The organism is Rhodomicrobium sp. (assembly GCF_047605405.1).
Lineage (GTDB): Bacteria > Pseudomonadota > Alphaproteobacteria > Rhizobiales > Rhodomicrobiaceae > Rhodomicrobium > Rhodomicrobium lacus.
On sequence record NZ_JASGFR010000001.1, the window covers coordinates 162757 to 181727 of the forward strand.

The window sequence follows — 18971 nt, forward strand, 5'->3', positions numbered from 1 at the left end:
ATAAGATACAAAGTGGGGACGAGACGCTTATGGCAGACCTGACGAACACCGAAACGATACGGCCGGGGTGGTTTTCCACGCTCGCCAATCCGACAACCTTCATGCGGCTGTCGGGAAAGGTGCTGCCATGGCTCACGGTCGCGACGCTTTTGCTGTTCGCCGTGGGCCTTACCGGCGCGTTCCTCGCTCCGCCCGACTACCAGCAGGGCGAGACGGTTCGCATCATGTTCATCCATGTGCCGTCCGCGTGGCTCGCCATGATGTGTTACACCATCATCGCCATCTCGTCGGCAGGCTACCTCATCTGGCGGCACCCGCTGGCTGACGTGTCGGCCAAGGCGGCGGCGCCCATCGGCGCGACGTTCACGCTGCTCGCGCTCGTCACCGGTTCGCTCTGGGGCAAGCCGATGTGGGGCGCCTACTGGGTGTGGGACGCGCGGCTGACGAGCGTGCTGATCCTGTTTTTCCTCTATCTCGGCCTTATCGCGCTTCGCCAGGCCATCGACGAGCCGGGAAGGGCGGGGCGCGCCGCCGCGATCCTCGCGCTGATCGGCGCGGTCAACATCCCGATCATCAAATATTCGGTGAACTGGTGGAATACGCTGCACCAGCCCGCGAGCGTGATCCGCGCCGACGGACCGACGATCCACTCGTCGCTTCTTTGGCCGCTCCTCGTGATGGCGATAGCGTTCACGCTCCTGTTCGTGGTGCTGCATCTCAAGGCGATGCGCGCCGAAATCCTGCGGCGGCGCTGCGACGCGCTGATCGCGCGGCATGTACGCGGCGATGCGGCGCGCGCCGGGACTGAGGAGGCGGCCAATGCTTGATCTCGGACCTCACGCGGCTTTCATCTGGATATCCTACGGCGCGGCGGCGTTCTGCGTCATCGCGCTTGCATTGTGGGCGTGGGGCGACGAGCGCGGACAGACGAAGCGCCTCGCCGATCTCGAACGGCGCGGGCTCAAGCGGCGCTCGGGCCAGGGACAGGGCAATTCATGACCGACACACCTGAAAACCCGACAAAGCCGCGCCGCCTCGTGCTGCCTGTTGTCATCGTCGTAGCGGTTCTTTCGCTGCTTTATTACCAGCTCCGCACCGGCGACCCGCAAAGCCTGCCATCCGTGCTGATAGGCAAGCCGGTGCCGGATTTCCAGCTCGCGGCGCTTCCCGGGGCGCCGAGCCCCACCGGATCGCCCGTGCCCGGCTTCTCGTCCGAAGATCTCAAGAAGGGGCGCGTTTCGCTGATCAATGTGTGGGCGTCGTGGTGCGCACCGTGTCAGGTCGAGCATCCGTTGATCACGGACCTCGCGAGGCAGGGCATACCGGTGTACGGCATCAACTACAAGGGCGACACGCCCGCGGGGGCGAAACGTTTTCTGGCGCGTCTCGGCAACCCGTATAAGGCTATCGGCGTGGATGACACCGGACGGGTGTCCATCGATTTCGGCGTGTATGGCGTGCCCGAAACGTTCGTGATCGACGGCGCCGGCCGCATCGCGTACCGCCACGCCGGGCCGCTCACTGAAGAAGTCATCGCGCAGAAACTCAAGCCCGCGATGGAGAAAGCCGCGAAGGCTGCGCCGCCGCAGTCATAAGGGCTGGCGCCGGGGTTGAGGCGAGTATATCTCGCCCTTCCATCCCTATATCGGCGGTTCATTTGCTCGAAAGCGAATCAACCTGGAGGGGCGCGCTTCTTTCGCGGAGATGGAGGCGTTCCAGAAGTCTCCTTCTGTAACGCTTCGATGCCCGTTTGAGCGCGATGCGTTGCCAGCCTAGCTTGAAAAGGAACGAGCCTAGAGGGTCGTGGCGAAGAATGAACTCGGACGGGATTCCCGATACGGTGCGGTGCAGATCAAAGAGCTGGCGATGCCGGCAGACCATGATGGTCATGATGTTTTCTTCGGTGCCCATCAGCCCTTCGGCAAGAGTAGCGCGCAAAATCTCATCGTAGAGCGGGACCGTTCTTTCGATACTCGCCGCATCGCCGCCGAAAACGGCCGCGCGCACAGCATGGTCCAGAGGTTCGCCAGCCCATTCGTCGAATTTGCCTTTCTCGAAACCGTGAAGTTCTTCAGCATCGCGGCGGATAGGAAAAAGGACGAAGAACATCCTGTTCTGCATATAGGCGGGAAGGCTGTTCCTGAAATTTCCCTCGAAATATCTCGTCGAGAAGCGCTTGAAATGCCCGGCAATGCCGCCGTCGACCCACATGAAATGATCTGAACCGAAGGGGTTCAGTCTCGCGACATCGCGCAGCCAGTAAATTTTCTGGGACACGAGCGGCATATAGAGATCGAGCGTTGCCTGCGGCGCCTTTATCACGCCTGGCCGCATGGAGAACTTCTCACGAAGTCTTTCGCGGGCCGCGACAATTGCCGGATAAGTCTCCGTTTCGCGCAGGCGATTCAGATCGGTGGATATGAAATAGGTAGGCGCGTGCTTACGCGCCTCAACAATGTGTCGAAGTTCCTCGTCTCCGAAAACCACCATCGGATAATCGATTGAAAGAAGCTTTTTGAAATTCTCGACGTAATAGGAAAACGGCCTTCGAAAACTTTTATTGAGAGAGTCCCGGCCTATGTCGAATAGGCCGGTAACGATGGTGACTTGGCTCATAAAGTCCTTCAGAGCGGGATGTTGTCGTGCTTCTTCCACGGCAGTTCCTGCTGCTTGTGACGCAGCATGTTGAGCGCGCGCGCCAGACGGTAGCGCGTGTTGAACGGCATGATGACATCGTCGATATAGCCGCGCTCGGCCGCGATGAACGGGTTCTCGAAGCGCTCCTTGTACTCGGCGATGCGGGCCGCGATCTTGTCCTTGTCGCCGAGTTCCGCGCGATAGAGGATTTCGGCCGCGCCCTTCGAGCCCATCACCGCGATCTCGGCGGTAGGCCACGCATAGTTCACGTCGCCGCCGATATGCTTCGAGCTCATCACGTCGTAAGCGCCGCCATAGGCCTTGCGCGTGATGACGGTGATCTTCGGCACGGTCGCCTCCGCATAGGCGAAGAGCAGCTTCGCGCCGTGTTTGATGAGCCCGCCATATTCCTGCGCGGTGCCAGGCAGGAAGCCCGGCACGTCGACGAATGTGATGAGCGGGATGTTGAAGCAGTCGCAGAAGCGCACGAAGCGCGCGGCCTTGCGGCTGGCGTCACTGTCGAGCACGCCCGCGAGCACGATCGGCTGGTTGGCCACGATGCCGACGGGGTAGCCGCCGAGACGCGCGAAGCCCGTGATGATATTGCGCGCGAAGGTTTCCTGAATCTCGAAGAAGTCGCCCTCGTCGGCGATCTTCGTGATGAGTTCCTTCATGTCGTAGGGCTTCGTCGCGTCCGGGGGGACGAGCGTCGCCAGCGAAGGCTCCTGACGGCGGATGTCGTCATGCGTCGGCAGATGCGGAACGGCGGCCTTGTTGTTCTGCGGCAGGAAGTCCATGAGCCGCCGCATCTGGAGCAGGCATTCCACGTCGTTGTCGAAGGCGCGGTCGGCGATGGAAGAGCGCGTCGTGTGCACGCTGGCGCCGCCAAGTTCCTCGGCCGTGACTTCCTCGTTCGTGACGGTCTTCACCACGTCCGGGCCGGTCACGAAGAGATACGACGTATCGCGGACCATGAAGATGAAGTCGGTCATGGCGGGCGAATACACGTCGCCGCCGGCGCAGGGGCCCATGATGACGGAAATCTGCGGGATCACGCCCGAAGCCTGCACGTTCCGCTGGAACACTTCGCCGTAGCCGCCTAGCGCCGCCACGCCTTCCTGAATGCGCGCGCCGCCCGCGTCGAAAAGACCGATGATGGGCGCGCGGTTCTTGAGCGCCATGTCCTGGACCTTGATGATCTTCTGCGCGTGCGCTTCCGAAAGCGATCCGCCGAACACCGTGAAGTCCTTCGCGAACACATAGGTGACGCGGCCGTTGATCGTGCCCCAGCCGGTGACGACGCCGTCGCCGGGGATTTTCGTGGAGTCCATGCCGAAGTCGGTGCAACGGTGCTCCATGAACATGTCGTATTCTTCGAAAGAGCCATCGTCGAGGAGCAACTCGATGCGCTCGCGGGCGGTCAGTTTGCCGCGCTTGTGTTGGGCTTCGATGCGTCGTGCACCACCGCCCTGGCGTGCTACGGCGCGGCGGCGTTCGAGTTCGGCGATGATTTCTTTCATGGTTTTTCCGGTATGCGGGCTGAAAGCATGCTTGAGAATGGCGCACACTAGCGCTGAAGGCGGATCGCCGCAAATTCGTAATTGGAATGTCATGTCGCGGCTTGTGCGGGCGAGAATCTTTTGTTAGACAAGCGGCTCCCCGGCGATTACATGACGGGGTGCTGCGGTCGTGGCGGAACGGTAGACGCGCTAGCTTGAGGTGCTAGTGGGGCAACCCGTGGAAGTTCGAGTCTTCTCGACCGCACCATTTTTCGTTTCCCCCGCCGGGAAGCGGCAAGAAACCCCCATAATAACAATTCGATCAGCATTCGCCGCTCACCCGATACGGGATGTGCGCGCCTTGAGCGTGCCGATGGGATCGCTATCTCGGAGCGCGCGATTGAGCGCGCCGGTCGGGTCGCCGTGTTCGCTTGCCCGAGCGAAGCCCCGAAGCCTTGGCAAACGAAACGCTTGGCAGACGGTCATCTCTGCGGTTAAGTCATAGCAGCCATGTTGCACCGCAACGTGAATGCCCCTGGCACGTGGTTTGCGTTAAATCAAATCCGACAGTTAAATAACCGGAAGGGAAACTCGCTATGTTGGGAATTGGCGACAAGCTGCCGTCTTTCGAGGTTACAGGTGTGAAGCCGGGCTTCAATTTTCACGAAGAGAACGGCGCGAGCGCGTTCGAGGCGCTGACCGAAAGCAGCTTCCCGGGCAAGTGGAAAATCATCTTCTTCTACCCGAAGGACTTCACGTTCGTCTGCCCGACGGAGATCGCCGAATTCGCGCGCCTCTCCAGCGAGTTCGCGGACCGCGACGCCATCGTGCTCGGCGGATCGAGCGATAACGAGTTCTGCAAGCTGGCATGGCGCCGCGATCACAAGGATCTGCACAACCTCAATATCTGGCAGTTCGCCGACACGAAGGGGTCGCTGATCGACGGCCTCGGCGTGCGCTCGGATGCGGGCGTCGCCTATCGCTATACGTTCATTGTCGATCCCGACAATGTCATCCAGCACGTTTACGCCAACAACCTCAATGTCGGCCGCAATCCGTCCGACACGCTGCGCGTGCTCGATGCGCTGCAGACCGACGAACTCTGCCCCTGCAATCGCGCCGTCGGCGGGGACACGCTCAAGGCCGCGTAACAGCGACCGTCTTCCGAAATGCAAGGCTCGGGCGTCGCAAACGCGACGGTCCGGGCTTTTGCATGTCAACTTTCCGACAGTTCCAACTTTCCGACAGGACCGCACGATGTCGATCGACGCCATCAAAGACCGCCTCGGCAACTTCGCCAAGGACGTGAAGCTCAATCTCTCGTCCACGCTCAACGACCAGACTCTTTCCGAACAGACGAAATACGGCCTTCTGCTCGCCTCCGCGATCTCCACGCGCAACCGCGAGGTTGCAGCCGCGTTCGAGGCCGAGGCCGCGAAGCACCTTTCGCCCGCCGCTCTCGAAGCCGCCAAGGCTGCCGCGTCCATCATGGCGATGAATAACGTCTATTACCGCTTCGTGCACCTTGCCTCGAACAAGGAATACGGCACGAAGCCCGCGCGCCTTCGCATGAACGTCATCGCCAATCCGGGCGTGGACAAGAACGACTTCGAACTGTGGTCGCTCGCCGTTTCCGCGATCAACGGCTGCGGCATGTGCATCGACGCCCATGAGAAGGTTTTGCGCGAGGGCGGCGTGTCTTCGGAGACGATCCAGACGGCGGTGCGCTTTGCGGCAATCGTGCAGTCCGTGGCCGTGGCGCTCGAAGCGAGCACGCCTGCGCAGGCCTGATGCGAAATGCCGGACGCGCGCGCCTCTGCCTTGGGGCGCGCGCTCTTCTCACGAGATGCGAGCGACGAGCCTCAGCCCCACCTTCCGAAGGCTGGATTGGTTCCCGCGTTTGATGCGGGGTCGCTGCGAGGCGTCGGCTTGGGCGTGCGGTTGCGCGACACGAAGCTTCCGATGATTCCGATCAAGAACCGCATCGCGATCGAGATGCCGACCAGCACGATCTGGTTGGGCTGAAGGAAGATATCGACCCACACCATGAAGTTATCCGGGAGATAAAGGGACTGCATCTGGTCGCGCACGTGCTGCGCGCCGGAGAGAAGCTCGCGCATCGTCGTGGGGAAGTGGATCGCCGTATACGTAAACGCGATCAGCGACGCGATCATCGTGAACGTGAAAAGCAAAAGCGATTGCAGCAGCTTCATGATCTGGCCTTTGTTGGCACGCGCGCGCTTGACCGGCGACAAGAGATGCATCGCCTTTTTATTAAAATCAGTTTTATGCGGAGCGGAACGATTTTGTGAAGCGTGTCGTTCGTGGGCGAAGGATTTTCGGCCCATCCGCTGCGGGCGCAGGTTCGGCTCTCAGCTCGCCAACTTGCGTTCTTCCTCAATCGTGTCCGGCGGCGGCAATGCTCGCAAGCCCGCGCGCCACGAAATCCTGTGCGCGCGTTCGCCTTGCATTTTGACGCCGGGCGCACGCTGACGACCAATCCAACCGTCTCTTCCACCATCACCGCGGCGACCGTCGCCGTTCTGCGGATCGTTCTTCTCCGGCGGGTCTGCCGAGAGCGGCGTCCGCCCGCGCGCTGCCTGTCGGTCGAGTCGGAAGGTAACCGGCGACGGGAGCGGGTCTGCGAGCGCGCGGGCATCTTGTTCGCGTGCGTGCATTGAAGAGAATGACAATCATAGGTAGTATTAGTTCCGCGGCGTCTAATATCATATTTCATGACGGAAAGTATTTACCGTAATTTGTGACAAAACGGTCACGAACGTTCAAGGCAACGGTCGATACAAGTCAGTTGCTCTGGCAAAAAAATACGTTGCGGCTATTCAATACTATGTGGACGCGGATTCGATCGGCGCATTGATTTTTGAAATGGGCTTCGGAACCGCTGGTTGAGTAGATCGGGTGAGAACAATGTCAGCTATTTTTAGATCTGCACGCACTGCGTGTAGTGTTGTTTTCTGTGGAATTCTGGTTTCAGGAAATTCGGTACTTGCCGCCGACCTTTATCGCGGCTTGAAGGATGGACCGGTCTACGAAGCGCCGGCGCTTTGGCAGGGCTTTTACATCGGCGGCCATGCCGGCGCAGGTTGGAGCAAGGCCGACGTCGACGACACCTTCATTTATGTGGGCGATCCGCAATACAAGGGCGGCCTGAACACCACTAGCTTCACGGGCGGCGGGCAACTCGGATACAACTTCCAGAGCGGAAACCTCGTGTTCGGCGTTGAGGGCGATATTGGCTACCTCAAGGTGGACGCGAGCGAGAACAAGAGTTTCAAGACGGAGAACAAGCCAAGAGCTTGCGTGGGCCAGTACGACGGCGGGAAGACCGAAGTCGTCTATGATCACCGAATGTGCGATGTCGACGCGAGCTATTCCGCTTCCGGCGATCTGTACGGCGACATCACGGGGCGCGTAGGGTACGCTTTTGATCGCACGCTGTTCTATGCCAAAGGCGGCGTTGCGTTCCTGAATGGGAATTTCAAGGCCAACTATGCCGGTCAGAACTGCAATACAGTTGGGAATGATAGCAACTGTGCTCGAAACGGGGCTCCCTCCAAATTCGATTATGACCACAGCGAGACGCTCGTCGGCTGGACCATTGGGGCGGGAGTTGAATATAAGCTGACTTCGGCATGGTCGCTCAAAGCGGAATATCAACGCTTCGACTTCGGCAGCATTTCCTACAACTACAGCGATGCATATAAAATTCCGCTGGCGCCGGGAAAATCGGCGGATCTTTACAATGGCGGCCACTATACCTCCACCCTCACCGGCAGGACAAAGGTCGACTTCACAGCCGATGCGGTCACTGTCGGCCTGAATTACCATATCGGCGGCGGCGAGTATGTCGGCCTGAAATAGCCGCGCCATCTTCTGAAACGGGGCGCGCGTTCGCCAGCCCGACGCGCTCCGGGAGCCTGATCGGCGAATCCGCCTCTGAACTTCAGGGCCCCCGCCCCCCATCGGCGGGGGCCTTTCTTGATGCTGTTAGCCCGCGCCCCGCGCCCCGTTACACATGAATCCCCGGGAAGAGCGTCGAGAAGGCCACCTGCTCGGCGGTGAGGTGCGGTTCCGGCGCGCGATCCGCCGCGGCGCCGTTGCCTTTCGCTGCGGTGTCCGGGAAGAGCTGGAACAGCACGCTGTTGACGAGCAGGCCCAGCCGGGGCGCGGTCGCGCCGACGAGGCCGCCGAACACGCCGAGGCCCGTGGCGACGCGCGCCGGGCGGTGCAGGATCGCTTCGGCCAGCATCTCTGCGGCCTGATCGGGTGTCAGCACGGCGGCATGGTCGTAGATCTTCGTCGGCGAGATCATCGGCGTGCGCACGAGCGGGAAATTCACCACGGTGAAATGCACGCCCTTTTCGAGATATTCCGCGGCCGCCGCGCGCGTCCACGCTTCGAGCGCCGCCTTCGACGCGATATAGGCCGAGAAGCGCGGCGCGCTCGTCAGCACGCCGATGGACGAGATGTTGATGACATGCGCATCGCCCGTCTCCACCATCGACGGCAGGAGGCCGAGCGTGAGGCGCACCGCGCCGAAATAATTCACCTGCATCGTGCGCTCGAAATCGTGCATGCGGTCGTAGGAGTCGGCGACGGCGCGGCGGATCGACCGGCCCGCGTTGTTGATGAGCACGTCGACGCGCGCATGCTCGCCGAGCACCTGCTTCACCAGCGCTTCGCACTCTTCGGCGTGCGTCACATCGGCGGCGTAGGTGCGAAGCGTGAGCCCCTTCGCGGCCGCTTCCTCGCGCGCGGCTTCGAGCTTCGCCGGATCGCGCGCCACGATCAGCACGGTTGCGCCCGCGCCCGCGAGCTTCATTGCCGTGGCCTTGCCGATGCCTGACGAGCCGCCGGTAATGAGCACGACCTTGTCCGCCAGCTTCTTGCGCAGCGTCTTCGCCGTCATGAGATCCGGGTCGAGCTTGCGTTCCCAGTAATCCCAGAGCGCGGCGGCGTAATCGTCGAGGCGCGGCACCGTGATGCCCGCCGGTTCGAGGATCGCCTGCGTTTCGCTCGAATCGAAGCGCGTCGGGTAATTGAGGAAGGTGAAGACGTCCTTCGGCAGCGCGAGTTCCTTGCGGAGCGCGGCCTGCAGGCGGCGCAGCACCGGCATCGACGACAGCCCCGCCTTGAGGCCGGGCGGCACGAGGCGGAGCAGCCCGACATTGACGCGCATGCTGATGTCGGGGGCATGGCCCGCATGCGCGAAGATGTTCATCACATCGCCGACGCGATGCGGATGCGGATCGGTGAGATGGAAGGCGCGGCCGTCGAGGCCTGGCTTGTGCGCGATGTGGTCGAGCGCGGCGACCACGAAATCGACGGGCACGATGTTGATGCGCCCGCCTTCGAGGCCCACGAGCGGCATCCAAGGGGGCACCGCGCCCCGGATCTTCTTGATGAGGCCGAAGAAGTAGTAGGGCCCGTCGATCTTGTCCATTTCGCCGGTCTTCGAATCGCCCACCACGATGCCGGGCCGGTAGACGCGCCACGGCACGGAGCATTCACGGCGAACGACGCCTTCGGATTCGTGCTTGCTTGCGTAATAGGGATGGTCGAGACCGCGCGCCTCCTCGAACATGTCTTCGCGGAAGGTGCCTTCATAGAGGCCTGCGGCGGCGATGGAACTCATATGGTGGAGATGCCGCGCGCCGATGGTCTCCGCGAAGCGGACGACGTTGCGCGTGCCCTCGATGTTGGTGCGCATCTCGATTTCGGCGTCGGCGTCGAGATCGTAGATGGCGGCGAGATGGAAGAGGTGGTCGACCTTGCCCTTCAGCGCGCGCGTGTCCTTCGCCGAGACGCCGAGGTCTGGTTTCAGGAGATCGCCCTGCACCGCGATGGCGCGTTTCGCCGTCACGCCCCAATATTTGCGAAGGGCGTCGGCCCGCGCCGGGTCGTGGCTTCGCATCAGGAAGTAGACGGTCGCGTCGGTCCGGGACAACAACGCCCTCACGAGCCGCTTGCCGATGAAGCCGCTCGCGCCGGTTACGAAATAGATCATGGCACCCTCCCTAGGACGCGGCATGTTCTCCCGCCGTCGCCCGTCCCACTAAATGATTAGGCAGAACAGCCTAGAATGGTTTGATTGAGGTCAATCGACTTTCCGGCCCTGCAGATTATAAATACGAATACATAAAACCATTCGCACAGCGAAGGGAATGGGAGGATAAAATGGGAAAGAAACTCAACGAACTCGCCGGCGACGGCAGCGAAACCCATCTCGTTCAGACGATCCGCGATTCCGCGGCGAACATCTGGCTAGCGGGCCTCGGCGCCTTCGCCAAGGCGCAGGAAGAAGGCGGCAAGCTTTTCGAAGCGCTCGTGAAGGAAGGCGAAGCGGTGCAGAACCGCACGTCGAAGCAGGCGCAGGAAGCCATCTCGGACGTGAAGTCCAAGGCAACCGGCACGTGGGACAAGCTCGAACAGGTGTTCGTCGACCGCGTCGCCCGCGCGCTGCACAGCCTCGACGTTCCGACGAAGAACGACATCGACGCGTTGTCGAAGCGGGTGCACGAATTGACGAAGGTTGCCGAAAAGCTTTCGGCGAAACTCGACGAGGACGCGGAAAGCGGCGGCAAGAAGAAGACCGTCGCCGAAGCTGCCGAAAAGCCGGCCACGAAGAAGGCTTCGCCGCGCGCGCATTCCTGATGCGCCATGGGCGATAAAGCTGGAAGCGGTCGCGTCAGGCCGCCGCGGACGGGGGTCGCGCTTGCGGGCGGGGGCCCTCTCGGCGGCATTTATGAGGTCGGCGCGCTCGTGGCGCTCGACGAGGCGATTTGCGGCCTGCGCCTCACGGAATGCGACGTCTATGTCGGCGTGAGCGCGGGCGCGTTCTTCGCGGCCGGTCTCGCAAACGGCATCACGCCGCGCGACATGTACGAGCTTTTCATCGAGACGGAGCGTGCCGACGATCCGTTCGAGCCGGAAGTGCTCATGAAACCGGCGTTCGGCGAGTATGCCAAACGCCTCGCGATGCTGCCGCCGCTTTTCGCGTCGGCGGTCGCCGATTACGTGCGCGGGACCAATCGGCGGCGCGTGGTGGAGTCGTTTCAGCGGCTCGCGCAGGCGCTGCCGGGCGGCCTGTTCGACAGCAAGCCCATTCGCGATTATCTGCAAAGGCTGGCCGCCGCTCCCGGCCACACGGACGATTTTCGCGAGCTGCGGCGCAAGCTCTATATCGTCGCCACCGACCTCGACCGTTCCGAACTCGTCACTTTCGGCGCGAAAGGCTTCGACCACGTGCGCATTTCGAGCGCGGTGGAGGCGAGCGCGGCGTTGCCCGGCTTCTTTCCGCCGGTCCTGATCGACGGCCGCTATTATGTCGACGGCGCCTTGCAAAAAACGCTGCACGCCTCTGCTGCTCTGCGCGACGGCGTGCGCCTCCTGTTCGCGATCAATCCGCTCGTGCCGTTCAAGGCAGACGATCCTCATCCCGACATGGATATAAGAAGCCTCGCCGAGGGCGGCTTCGTCACCATCATGTCGCAAACCATCCGTTCGCTGATCTATTCGCGCATGAAGGTCGGCATGGATCGCTACCGGCACGAATATCCCGAAGCCGATATCGTGCTGTTCGAGCCGCGCCGGGACGACGCGATGATCTTCTTCACCAACGTGTTCAGCTATGCGGACCGGCGTCGGCTGTGTGAGCATGCCTACCAGCAGACCCGCGCCGATCTTCGCGCCCGAGCGTCGAAATTGAAGCCGATCCTCGCGAGGCACGGTCTTTCGCTGGATGAGGACGTGCTTCGCGACACGACCCTCACGCTTCTGCCGCAAGAAGACGGCGGCCGGCGCCTCGGTACGACCTTGCAGGAGCTGTCCGACGCGCTGGCGCGGCTCGAACCCGCGCTGCGCGCGGCAGATGGGCCTTAGGAGCGGCCCGCGATGGAGCACAAGCCGAAACGCCAGACGCGCGCGCGCATCCGCAACGCCGCGCTTCTGCTTTTCAACCGTTTCGGCGAGCCGAACGTGACGCTGTCCGCAATCGCCGCCGATGTCGGCATCAGCCACGGCAATCTGCACTATCACTACCCGTCGAAGGAAAGGATCGTCGACGATCTGGTGCAGGATTATCTCGTCGAGATCGAAGCGACGTTTGCGCTGCCGGGAGCACGGGCCGTCGAGGCGGACGACCTCTGGCTTTTCCTCCATCTCACTTTCGAGACGATCCTCCGGCATCGCTTCCTTTACCGCGACCTGATCGAGCTTCTGTCCCGGCACCGCGTCATCGAAAAGCAGATACGCCGTGTCATAGAGGAACAGACGCGGACGGCGGAAGCGCTTCTTGCCGGTCTTGCGGCGAGGGGCGCGCTCCTCGTCGATCCATTCGAGACGCGCGCACTGGCTGAGCGCATGGTCTTCGTTGCGACGTGGTGGCTGTGTCACGCTTACGTCCTCAATCCGCGTGCCGAGCCGGATGGCGACACGCTGGCCAGAGGCGTCGCACGGTGTCTTTCGCTGGCCGCTCCATATTTGCGCGAACAGGAACGCACTCATTTCGACAAGCTTTCCGGGCACTACACAAAAAAGGGAGGAGATAAAAATGACGGCGAAGAAAACAAAGTGGCGACGCTACGAAGGTGAGGCATTCGAATATTCAAGCCAATTGCTGAAAAAGAACTGGGCGCGGCTTCATCGCGGCGACCGCGAGCCATTTCCGGACGCGGCTTTCGTAAAGGCGCTTGCCCCGCTCGCGCCGGACGGAGACGCGGGCGACACGGCGGCGATCCTTCAGGATGCCTGGCGGGCCTACCATCGCGGCGATTTCGAGGACGCGTTCATGCTGGGCGCGTCGCTCGGCCCCATCGGCGCGAACGTCGCGAACAAGGCGGCCAACATTCAGGCAACCTATCTCGAACGCGACCACGATGCGAAGCTCGCGCTGTTTCTCGATGTCGTGCGCCGCGCCGAGACCCTCCAGAAGGCAGCGCCGAACCTCGCGAACGGCTGGTATCTCTACGCGCAGGCGCTCGGCCGCTACAGCCAGGGCATCTCGGTCGCGAAGGCGCTGGCGGAAGGTCATGGCGGCAAGATCAAGGCTGCCCTCGAACGTGCGCTTGAGATCGAGCCGAAGCACGCGGACGCGCATATCGCACTCGGCGCCTTCCATGCGAACGTCGTGAACAAGGTCGGCGGCATGGCGGCGCGCCTCACCTTCGGCGCGACCAAGGAAGCGGCGCTGGAGCATTACGAAGCCGCGCTGAAGCTCGCTCCCGATTACGCAGTCGCGCATATCGAATACGCGAACGGACTTGCGATGCTGTTCGGCAAGGCGAAGCTCGTCGAGGCGACGCAGCATTACGAGCAGGCGGCGGGATTCGAGCCGGTCGACGCCATGGAATGGCTCGACGTTGAACTCGCGAAGGCGGAGGTTGCGGACTGAGACGCGAAAGCGGCGCGGCTCCTTGCGGGCCGCGCCTTCCTCTGCCGCCCCGTTCTCCCGTCGTCCGCGCCGCTTGCCACATGACAGCCCGAAATCACCGCGATAGGGTGAGGCCGAAGCTGACCGGAGGACGCATGGCAGAGGCAAGGCGCATCTTTATCGTCGCGGGCGAGCACTCTGGCGACGTGCTGGGCGCGAAGCTCATGGAGGCGCTGAAGGCGCGAGCGGGCGAAGACGCGTTCGAGTTCGCGGGCGTCGGCGGCGACGAGATGCACGCGGCAGGGTTGGCATCCATTTTTCCGCTGTCCGACGTCGCCGTGATGGGACCGGCGGCGATCCTCGCGCGTCTGCCGAAGCTCGTGCGGCGTGTGTGGCGGGCGGTGGACGCGGCGCTCGCCTATAATCCGCATGCCGTCATCATCGTCGACAGCCCGGAATTCACCCATCCCATCGCGAAGCGCATCCGCCGCCAGCGGCCCGACATTCCGATCGTGGATTATGTCAGCCCGAGCGTGTGGGCGTGGCGGCCTGGGCGCGCGAAGAAGATGAAGCCCTATGTCGATCACCTGCTTGCGCTCCTGCCGTTCGAGCCGGCCGCGCATGAGCGGCTCGGCGGGCCGCCGTGCAGCTATGTGGGTCATCCGCTGATCGAGCGCGCGCCGTGGATCGACAGCCTCGACACGGAGCGCTTCCGCGCCCGGCTGGGCATAGCGCCGGGGCGCCCCGTGCTGCTCGTACTCCCCGGCAGCCGCACATCCGAGGTGTCGCGCCTGATGCAGCCCTTCGGCGAGACGGTGCTCGCGCTCGGCCAGAAGATCGGGCCGTTCTCGATGCTGCTGCCCGCCGTGCCGCATGTGCGCGGCATGATCGAGGAAGCCATCGCGGACTGGCCGAACAAGCCGCACCTCCTCGAAGGCGATGAAGACAAGTTCACCGCGTTCCGGCTCGCCGATGCGGCGCTCGCGGCGTCCGGCACCGTGACGCTCGAACTCGGCGTGGCGGGAACGCCGATGGTCGTGGCCTATCGCGTCGATCCGTTCGCCGCGCGGCTCCGCTTCCTGCTCAAGGTGCATTCGGTGGTGCTGGCCAATCTCGTGCTCGGCGAGAACGCCTTTCCCGAATTCATTCAGGAGGATTGCACCGCGCCGAAGCTCGCGGACGCGCTCGCGCCGCTGCTTGGCGGCGATACGCCGGAACGGGCCGCGCAGCTTGCCGCGCTGGCGAAGATCCGCGAGCGCATGTTCCTCGCGCAGGGCACCCCGAGCGCGAGAGCGGCCGAGGTGGTGCTTTCCGTGCTCGACGGTGCACCCGCCCGCGCCGCCGCAGCGTGATGCAAAAAGAGGCCGAACCGATGCGCATTCTCCAGATCATGACGAGCAAGGCCAACGGCGGCGCGGAAACCTACGCCTGCGACGTCATCATGAAGCTACATGAAGCGGGTGTGGATCAATGCGTGGTGATGCGCGAGGATCAAAGCCGCTTCGGCGAGCTGAAAGCGGCGGGCGTGCGGCTTGCGCCAGAGGTGCTGCGCTTTCCCTTCGCGCCCGCTCAGCGCTTTCTGATCCGCCGCCTCGTCGCGCGCGAGAAACCCGACATCGTGCAGACATGGATGCGTCGCGCGGCGAGCCTCGCGTCGAAGGGCCCGCAGCCCTTGATCGGCTGGTTCGGCGGCTATTACGATCCTGCACATTTCGCCGCCTGCGAGCGCATTGTGGGCGTTACGCGCGATATCCGCGCCCATATGGTGAGGAACGGTGTCGCGCCCGACAGGGCGCATTACATCCCGACCTTTCCGACGATTACGCCGCTTCCCGCCGCGGATCGCGCCGCGCTCGACACGCCCGCCGATGCGAAGGTGCTGCTCACGCTGTCGCGGCTGCATCAGAAGAAGGGGCTCGACACGTTCCTCCATGCGGTTGCGGGGCTTCCCGGCGTCTATGCGTGGCTTGCGGGCGACGGGCCGCTCGAAGCTGAGCTGAAGGCGCTCGCCGTCGACCTGGGCCTTTCGGATCGGGTGCGCTTTCTCGGCTGGCGCACCGACCGCTCGGCGCTGCTGCGCGCGGCGGATGTCTGCGTGCTGCCCTCACGCTATGAGCCGTTCGGCAATGTGATCCTCGAAGCGTGGGCCGCGAAGACGCCTTTCGTCGCCGCGATGAGCGCGGGGCCCGCTGCGCATGTGACCGACGGCGTGAACGGTTTGCTCGTGCCCATCGACGATGTGGAGGCGTTGCGCGCGGCGCTCGCCCGCGTGCTGGAGGATGGCGCGCTGGCGGCGGCGCTCGTCGCGAACGGCCATGAAACCTACGAGCGCGATTTCACGCCCGACGCAGTGACGGCGCAGTGGCTCGCGTTTTACGATGCGGTTTTGAAGAAGGATGAAGTCGCGTTCTGCGCGTAAGCAACGCTTAGGCGTGTCTGGGGGCTCGATTTATCCTTTCAAGCACCTGATCATAGACATGTTGATGGTGATAACGGTCGAGTCCCAGCATGCCATCAAGTGCGCAAACCATGTTATCTCTGGTCGGCTCGCGTTCCTGAACCTGGTTTGTTTCTTCGCGAGCAAATTCAAAAAGACTGTCCGCTAACGCCCTCAGGTACGAAAACTCATATATATGATCATTCGTCTGGCGATCTCGCGTGCGTGTTCTAGCCTCCATTATTTGATATTGTTTAATAATTTCGAAAATCTTTTTGGATGCATTAGCAGGTAAAAACTCAATTTTTTCCACAAGAATTTTTATAACCTCGTCAGGAGAATTAGGTCGCTCCCGATTGTTGTCGAGCAACCAGAGCGCCATCTCGCTTGTGTATTTGCTGATGGCACTAAGGCAAAGAAGCAGCATCGCTCTTGCTGCCCAAGCCTTGCTTTGTCTGGTTTCAGTGTGCTGTCTTTCTTGAACTTGTATTTGCTCGGACAGCTTCATTATCGTGATAATGGCAGCTATCAGCGCCAGAACGCCAGAAATCAGTGTCTGCCAATAATATAAAAACTGATATAGACTGCTATGACCTGCTGGAAAATCGTTCAAGGCCAGCTCCACAATAAAATAAATGGTGCGCGCGGAGAGGATCGAACTCCCGACCGTCCCGGTGTAAACGGGATGCTCTACCGCTGAGCTACACGCGCGGAAAGCGCAAGCGCGCCCCGGCGGGGACGCGCCGCACGCCTATAGACACCGAACCGGGCCGGATTCGTCAAGGCGTTTCTTTGAAAAGCGGACCGCGGCAAGCCGCTCCGCTTCGGCTTCTGCGATCACCCCCCGAAAGCGGTCTGATAAAGCAGCACCGCGTTCAGCGTCAGGATCACGGCGGCGCCCGTCATCGACGCGATTTTCGTCAGGCGGCCGTTGGCGAAGCGGCCCATCAGATCGCGGTCGCTCGACAGCACGATCAGCGCGATCATGGGGAATGGAAGCGCGAGGCTCAGCACCACCTGGCTCATCACGAGCGCTTCCGTCGCGCCGACGCCCAATGCGACGATGGCGAAGGCCGGGACCATGGTCACGAGGCGGCGCAGCCAGATCGGGATGCGGCGGCGGAAGAAGCCCTGCATGATCACCTGTCCGGCCATGGTGCCGACCACCGAGCTTGAGACGCCGGAAGCGAGCAGCGAAATGAGGAACGCGGTCGCCGCCGCGCCACCCAGCAAAGGCGTCAGCATGTGATAGGCGGTTTCGATCTCGGCGACCTCGGGGTTGCCCGCGTTGAAGGCCGCCGCTGCCATGATCACCATCGCCATGTTGATGACGCCCGCGATTGCCAGCGCTATCAGCACCTCGCGGTTCGAGAAGCGCAGCACGCGTTCGCGCTCGGCATCGGATGTGAGCACCGCGCGCGATTGCGTCAGCGCGGAATGCAGGTAGATCGCATGCGGCATGACGGTCGCGCCGACGATGCCGACCGCGATCATGAGCGCGTTCGCGTCAGCGATCTGCGGCGTTACGAGGCCCGCCGCCGCGCCGCCCCAGTTCACCGGCGCGATGAACAGTTCGACGACGTAGCAAATGCTTATGACGGCGACGAACAGGCCGACGACAAGCTCGACACGCCGGAAGCGCTCGCCGTTGAACATCAGGATGCCGTAGGTGATGACGGCGGTCGCCGCCATGCCGGTGAGGAGCGAAACCCCGAACAGCAGCGAGAAGCCGATGGCGCCGCCGAGAAATTCGGCGAGGTCGGTGGCGATGGCGGCTATTTCGCTCACGATCCACATCACGAGCGCCAGCGGCCACGGAAAGCGCTCACGCGCGAGTTCGGCAAGGTTGCGCCCGGTGACGATGCCGAGTTTCGCGGACATCGCCTGAAAGAGCATCGCGATGAGGTTCGCGGAAAGCACCACCCACAAGAGCGTATAGCCGTATTTCGCGCCTGCCTGGATGTTGGTCGCGAAATTGCCGGGGTCGATATAGGCGATGGAGGCTACCACGGCGGGGCCGGTGAACAGCCATCCGGTGACGATCCGTCCGCGCCTCCCGGCGATGGCTTCCCGCAACGCCGCGTGCGAAACGCCGCCGGCGGTTGGAACATTATCGATCGGAAATGACGCGTCGGAAGCCATTCATTTACCTCCCTATGAAGTATAGCCTATGCTATAATGGGCAGGTGCGGTTCGACAAGCCCCTTGTCTTTCGTGGAGAACAATTTCCGGTGAGGCGAAGAGGGGCTAGATGGAACGCGGGAACGCGGTAGGTGCGCCAAGACACTCTTGGCGCTCATCGCCGAGGCCCGAACCGTCTCAAAAGAGATTCCGAATCCCCGCTCACCGTTCTAGGATGCAAGACAGATCGCCTTTTCGCATTAACGCCATGTCCACGCAGAACCCAGACAGCAACCCTCTTATCGACGCCGACATCCAATCCGCGAGCTTCCGCGAGACGCGGCGCGCGCATCGTCTGGAGATCGTGGAAGACTATGTCGAGTTGATCGACGATCTGATCGCCGCGCGGGGTGAGGCGCGCCAGGTGGATATCGCGGAGCGCCTTGGTGTGGCGCAGCCCACGGTCGCGAAAATGCTGAAGCGGTTGATCGAGGACGGCTTCGTGATTCAGCAGCCTTACCGGGGCGTGTTCCTCACGCAGCTTGGAAAGAATCTGGCGTCGGAGGCGCGGGAGCGTCATCGCGTGGTGGAGGCGTTTTTGCTGGCGCTCGGCATATCGCCGGAAACGGCGCGCCGCGATGCGGAAGGCATCGAGCATCATGTGAGCGGCGAAACGCTTGATGTGTTTCGCGAGTTCACGGCAAAGCAGACGGCGTAAGCGCTCATTTTCCATAGTGGTTGGAAACGATCCGCTCCGTGAGCCGCGCTCCCGTGCGGGGTTCGCGAGCTGCTGCGCAAGCGCCCCTCAGTTTTGAGGTTATTGCAACCTGCTGTAACATTTACGAGTAAAAACGTCGTTTATTCTAAAGAATATGCGCCAAAAATC

19 protein-coding genes and 2 tRNA genes are annotated in these 18971 nt (G+C 62.3%); 14 read left to right on the forward strand and 7 right to left on the reverse strand.

What is annotated here, in order from left to right; all coding sequences use genetic code 11:
- The first annotated feature begins 29 nt into the window (after positions 1-29).
- Genes QM659_RS00720 through QM659_RS00730 form a run of 3 tightly spaced genes read left to right on the forward strand, consistent with a single transcriptional unit; the run spans position 30 to position 1595 of the window.
- Positions 30-827 carry a heme ABC transporter permease gene (locus tag QM659_RS00720; RefSeq protein WP_415186998.1) on the forward strand — a complete coding sequence of 266 codons (798 nt, stop codon included), beginning with the start codon at positions 30-32 and terminating at the stop codon, positions 825-827.
- Positions 820-999, forward strand: coding sequence for a heme exporter protein CcmD (gene ccmD, locus QM659_RS00725; RefSeq protein WP_127077572.1), 180 nt, complete (start codon positions 820-822; stop codon positions 997-999). Before QM659_RS00720 ends, ccmD begins: the two co-directional genes overlap by 8 nt.
- A complete protein-coding gene (locus QM659_RS00730; RefSeq protein WP_415186999.1) occupies positions 996-1595 on the forward strand; it encodes a DsbE family thiol:disulfide interchange protein in 600 nt (199 codons plus the stop codon). Before ccmD ends, QM659_RS00730 begins: the two co-directional genes overlap by 4 nt.
- Before the next feature lie 58 nt (positions 1596-1653).
- Here QM659_RS00730 and QM659_RS00735 read toward each other — a convergent pair whose 3' ends face one another.
- Complete coding sequence (locus QM659_RS00735) at positions 1654-2616, reverse strand: WlaTC/HtrL family glycosyltransferase (protein WP_415187000.1); 963 nt, start codon at positions 2614-2616, stop codon at positions 1654-1656.
- A gap of 8 nt (positions 2617-2624) precedes the next feature.
- Positions 2625-4157, reverse strand: coding sequence for an acyl-CoA carboxylase subunit beta (locus QM659_RS00740; RefSeq protein WP_127077569.1), 1533 nt, complete (start codon positions 4155-4157; stop codon positions 2625-2627).
- A gap of 163 nt (positions 4158-4320) precedes the next feature.
- Here QM659_RS00740 and QM659_RS00745 point away from each other — a divergent pair.
- From QM659_RS00745 to QM659_RS00755, 3 genes are all read left to right on the forward strand, one after another.
- Positions 4321-4404: transfer RNA gene (locus tag QM659_RS00745), tRNA-Leu, on the forward strand.
- Between the two features lie 328 nt (positions 4405-4732).
- The gene (locus QM659_RS00750; protein ID WP_303485140.1) at positions 4733-5287 is read left to right on the forward strand and encodes a peroxiredoxin; all 555 of its coding nucleotides are present in this window, start codon (positions 4733-4735) and stop codon (positions 5285-5287) included.
- A gap of 106 nt (positions 5288-5393) precedes the next feature.
- Positions 5394-5927, forward strand: coding sequence for a carboxymuconolactone decarboxylase family protein (locus tag QM659_RS00755; protein ID WP_127077567.1), 534 nt, complete (start codon positions 5394-5396; stop codon positions 5925-5927).
- 71 nt (positions 5928-5998) lie between these two features.
- On the opposite strand, the gene QM659_RS00760 is transcribed toward QM659_RS00755, so the two are convergent.
- Entirely contained in the window at positions 5999-6484 is a 486-nt protein-coding gene (locus tag QM659_RS00760) for a hypothetical protein (protein WP_415187001.1), read from the reverse strand.
- 580 nt (positions 6485-7064) lie between these two features.
- Between QM659_RS00760 and QM659_RS00765 the strand changes: the two genes are divergently transcribed.
- Positions 7065-8018 (forward strand): outer membrane protein, encoded by a 954-nt coding sequence (locus tag QM659_RS00765; RefSeq protein ID WP_415187002.1) that lies wholly within the window; start codon positions 7065-7067, stop codon positions 8016-8018.
- Positions 8019-8166: 148 nt separating this feature from the next.
- Here QM659_RS00765 and QM659_RS00770 read toward each other — a convergent pair whose 3' ends face one another.
- Positions 8167-10164, reverse strand: a complete 1998-nt coding sequence (locus QM659_RS00770; RefSeq protein WP_415187003.1) for an SDR family oxidoreductase — start codon at positions 10162-10164, stop codon at positions 8167-8169.
- A gap of 170 nt (positions 10165-10334) precedes the next feature.
- Here QM659_RS00770 and QM659_RS00775 point away from each other — a divergent pair, with 170 nt between their 5' ends.
- The 6 genes from QM659_RS00775 (at position 10335) to QM659_RS00800 (ending at position 15946) form a co-directional block, all read left to right on the forward strand.
- Positions 10335-10811: a phasin family protein gene (locus QM659_RS00775; RefSeq protein ID WP_303485150.1), complete on the forward strand. Its 477-nt coding sequence runs from the start codon at positions 10335-10337 to the stop codon at positions 10809-10811.
- A 6-nt stretch (positions 10812-10817) separates the two neighbouring features.
- Complete coding sequence (locus QM659_RS00780; RefSeq protein WP_415187004.1) at positions 10818-12038, forward strand: patatin-like phospholipase family protein; 1221 nt, start codon at positions 10818-10820, stop codon at positions 12036-12038.
- Between the two features lie 12 nt (positions 12039-12050).
- The gene (locus QM659_RS00785) at positions 12051-12749 is read left to right on the forward strand and encodes a TetR/AcrR family transcriptional regulator (protein WP_415187005.1); all 699 of its coding nucleotides are present in this window, start codon (positions 12051-12053) and stop codon (positions 12747-12749) included.
- On the forward strand, positions 12709-13548 hold the full coding sequence (locus QM659_RS00790) for a hypothetical protein (protein WP_127077560.1): 840 nt from the start codon (positions 12709-12711) through the stop codon (positions 13546-13548). The genes QM659_RS00785 and QM659_RS00790 overlap by 41 nt, the downstream gene beginning before the upstream one ends.
- 134 nt (positions 13549-13682) lie before the next feature.
- Positions 13683-14879 carry a lipid-A-disaccharide synthase gene (gene lpxB, locus QM659_RS00795; protein WP_127077559.1) on the forward strand — a complete coding sequence of 399 codons (1197 nt, stop codon included), beginning with the start codon at positions 13683-13685 and terminating at the stop codon, positions 14877-14879.
- 20 nt (positions 14880-14899) lie between these two features.
- On the forward strand, positions 14900-15946 hold the full coding sequence (locus QM659_RS00800; protein ID WP_415187006.1) for a glycosyltransferase: 1047 nt from the start codon (positions 14900-14902) through the stop codon (positions 15944-15946).
- A 7-nt stretch (positions 15947-15953) separates the two neighbouring features.
- On the opposite strand, the gene QM659_RS00805 is transcribed toward QM659_RS00800, so the two are convergent.
- From QM659_RS00805 to QM659_RS00815, 3 genes are all read right to left on the reverse strand, one after another.
- Positions 15954-16577 carry a hypothetical protein gene (locus tag QM659_RS00805; protein ID WP_415187007.1) on the reverse strand — a complete coding sequence of 208 codons (624 nt, stop codon included), beginning with the start codon at positions 16575-16577 and terminating at the stop codon, positions 15954-15956.
- A gap of 23 nt (positions 16578-16600) precedes the next feature.
- Positions 16601-16675 (reverse strand) — tRNA-Val (locus QM659_RS00810).
- Between the two features lie 126 nt (positions 16676-16801).
- A complete protein-coding gene (locus QM659_RS00815; protein WP_415187008.1) occupies positions 16802-18106 on the reverse strand; it encodes an Nramp family divalent metal transporter in 1305 nt (434 codons plus the stop codon).
- A gap of 247 nt (positions 18107-18353) precedes the next feature.
- On the opposite strand from QM659_RS00815, the gene mntR reads away from it, so the two are divergent.
- Positions 18354-18803, forward strand: a complete 450-nt coding sequence (mntR, locus tag QM659_RS00820; RefSeq protein WP_303485168.1) for a manganese-binding transcriptional regulator MntR — start codon at positions 18354-18356, stop codon at positions 18801-18803.
- The last annotated feature ends 168 nt before the right edge of the window (positions 18804-18971 follow it).

What these genes read in the sequence shown, in the direction of transcription:
- QM659_RS00720 (WP_415186998.1), top strand. Translation starts at nt 30, where the DNA reads ATGGCAGACCTGACGAACACCGAAACGATACGGCCGGGGTGGTTTTCC.
- ccmD (WP_127077572.1), top strand. Translation starts at nt 820, where the DNA reads ATGCTTGATCTCGGACCTCACGCGGCTTTCATCTGGATATCCTACGGC.
- QM659_RS00730 (WP_415186999.1), top strand. Translation starts at nt 996, where the DNA reads ATGACCGACACACCTGAAAACCCGACAAAGCCGCGCCGCCTCGTGCTG.
- QM659_RS00735 (WP_415187000.1), bottom strand. Translation starts at nt 2,616, where the DNA reads ATGAGCCAAGTCACCATCGTTACCGGCCTATTCGACATAGGCCGGGAC.
- QM659_RS00740 (WP_127077569.1), bottom strand. Translation starts at nt 4,157, where the DNA reads ATGAAAGAAATCATCGCCGAACTCGAACGCCGCCGCGCCGTAGCACGC.
- QM659_RS00750 (WP_303485140.1), top strand. Translation starts at nt 4,733, where the DNA reads ATGTTGGGAATTGGCGACAAGCTGCCGTCTTTCGAGGTTACAGGTGTG.
- QM659_RS00755 (WP_127077567.1), top strand. Translation starts at nt 5,394, where the DNA reads ATGTCGATCGACGCCATCAAAGACCGCCTCGGCAACTTCGCCAAGGAC.
- QM659_RS00760 (WP_415187001.1), bottom strand. Translation starts at nt 6,484, where the DNA reads ATGGGCCGAAAATCCTTCGCCCACGAACGACACGCTTCACAAAATCGT.
- QM659_RS00765 (WP_415187002.1), top strand. Translation starts at nt 7,065, where the DNA reads ATGTCAGCTATTTTTAGATCTGCACGCACTGCGTGTAGTGTTGTTTTC.
- QM659_RS00770 (WP_415187003.1), bottom strand. Translation starts at nt 10,164, where the DNA reads ATGATCTATTTCGTAACCGGCGCGAGCGGCTTCATCGGCAAGCGGCTC.
- QM659_RS00775 (WP_303485150.1), top strand. Translation starts at nt 10,335, where the DNA reads ATGGGAAAGAAACTCAACGAACTCGCCGGCGACGGCAGCGAAACCCAT.
- QM659_RS00780 (WP_415187004.1), top strand. Translation starts at nt 10,818, where the DNA reads ATGGGCGATAAAGCTGGAAGCGGTCGCGTCAGGCCGCCGCGGACGGGG.
- QM659_RS00785 (WP_415187005.1), top strand. Translation starts at nt 12,051, where the DNA reads ATGGAGCACAAGCCGAAACGCCAGACGCGCGCGCGCATCCGCAACGCC.
- QM659_RS00790 (WP_127077560.1), top strand. Translation starts at nt 12,709, where the DNA reads ATGACGGCGAAGAAAACAAAGTGGCGACGCTACGAAGGTGAGGCATTC.
- lpxB (WP_127077559.1), top strand. Translation starts at nt 13,683, where the DNA reads ATGGCAGAGGCAAGGCGCATCTTTATCGTCGCGGGCGAGCACTCTGGC.
- QM659_RS00800 (WP_415187006.1), top strand. Translation starts at nt 14,900, where the DNA reads ATGCGCATTCTCCAGATCATGACGAGCAAGGCCAACGGCGGCGCGGAA.
- QM659_RS00815 (WP_415187008.1), bottom strand. Translation starts at nt 18,106, where the DNA reads ATGGCTTCCGACGCGTCATTTCCGATCGATAATGTTCCAACCGCCGGC.
- mntR (WP_303485168.1), top strand. Translation starts at nt 18,354, where the DNA reads ATGTCCACGCAGAACCCAGACAGCAACCCTCTTATCGACGCCGACATC.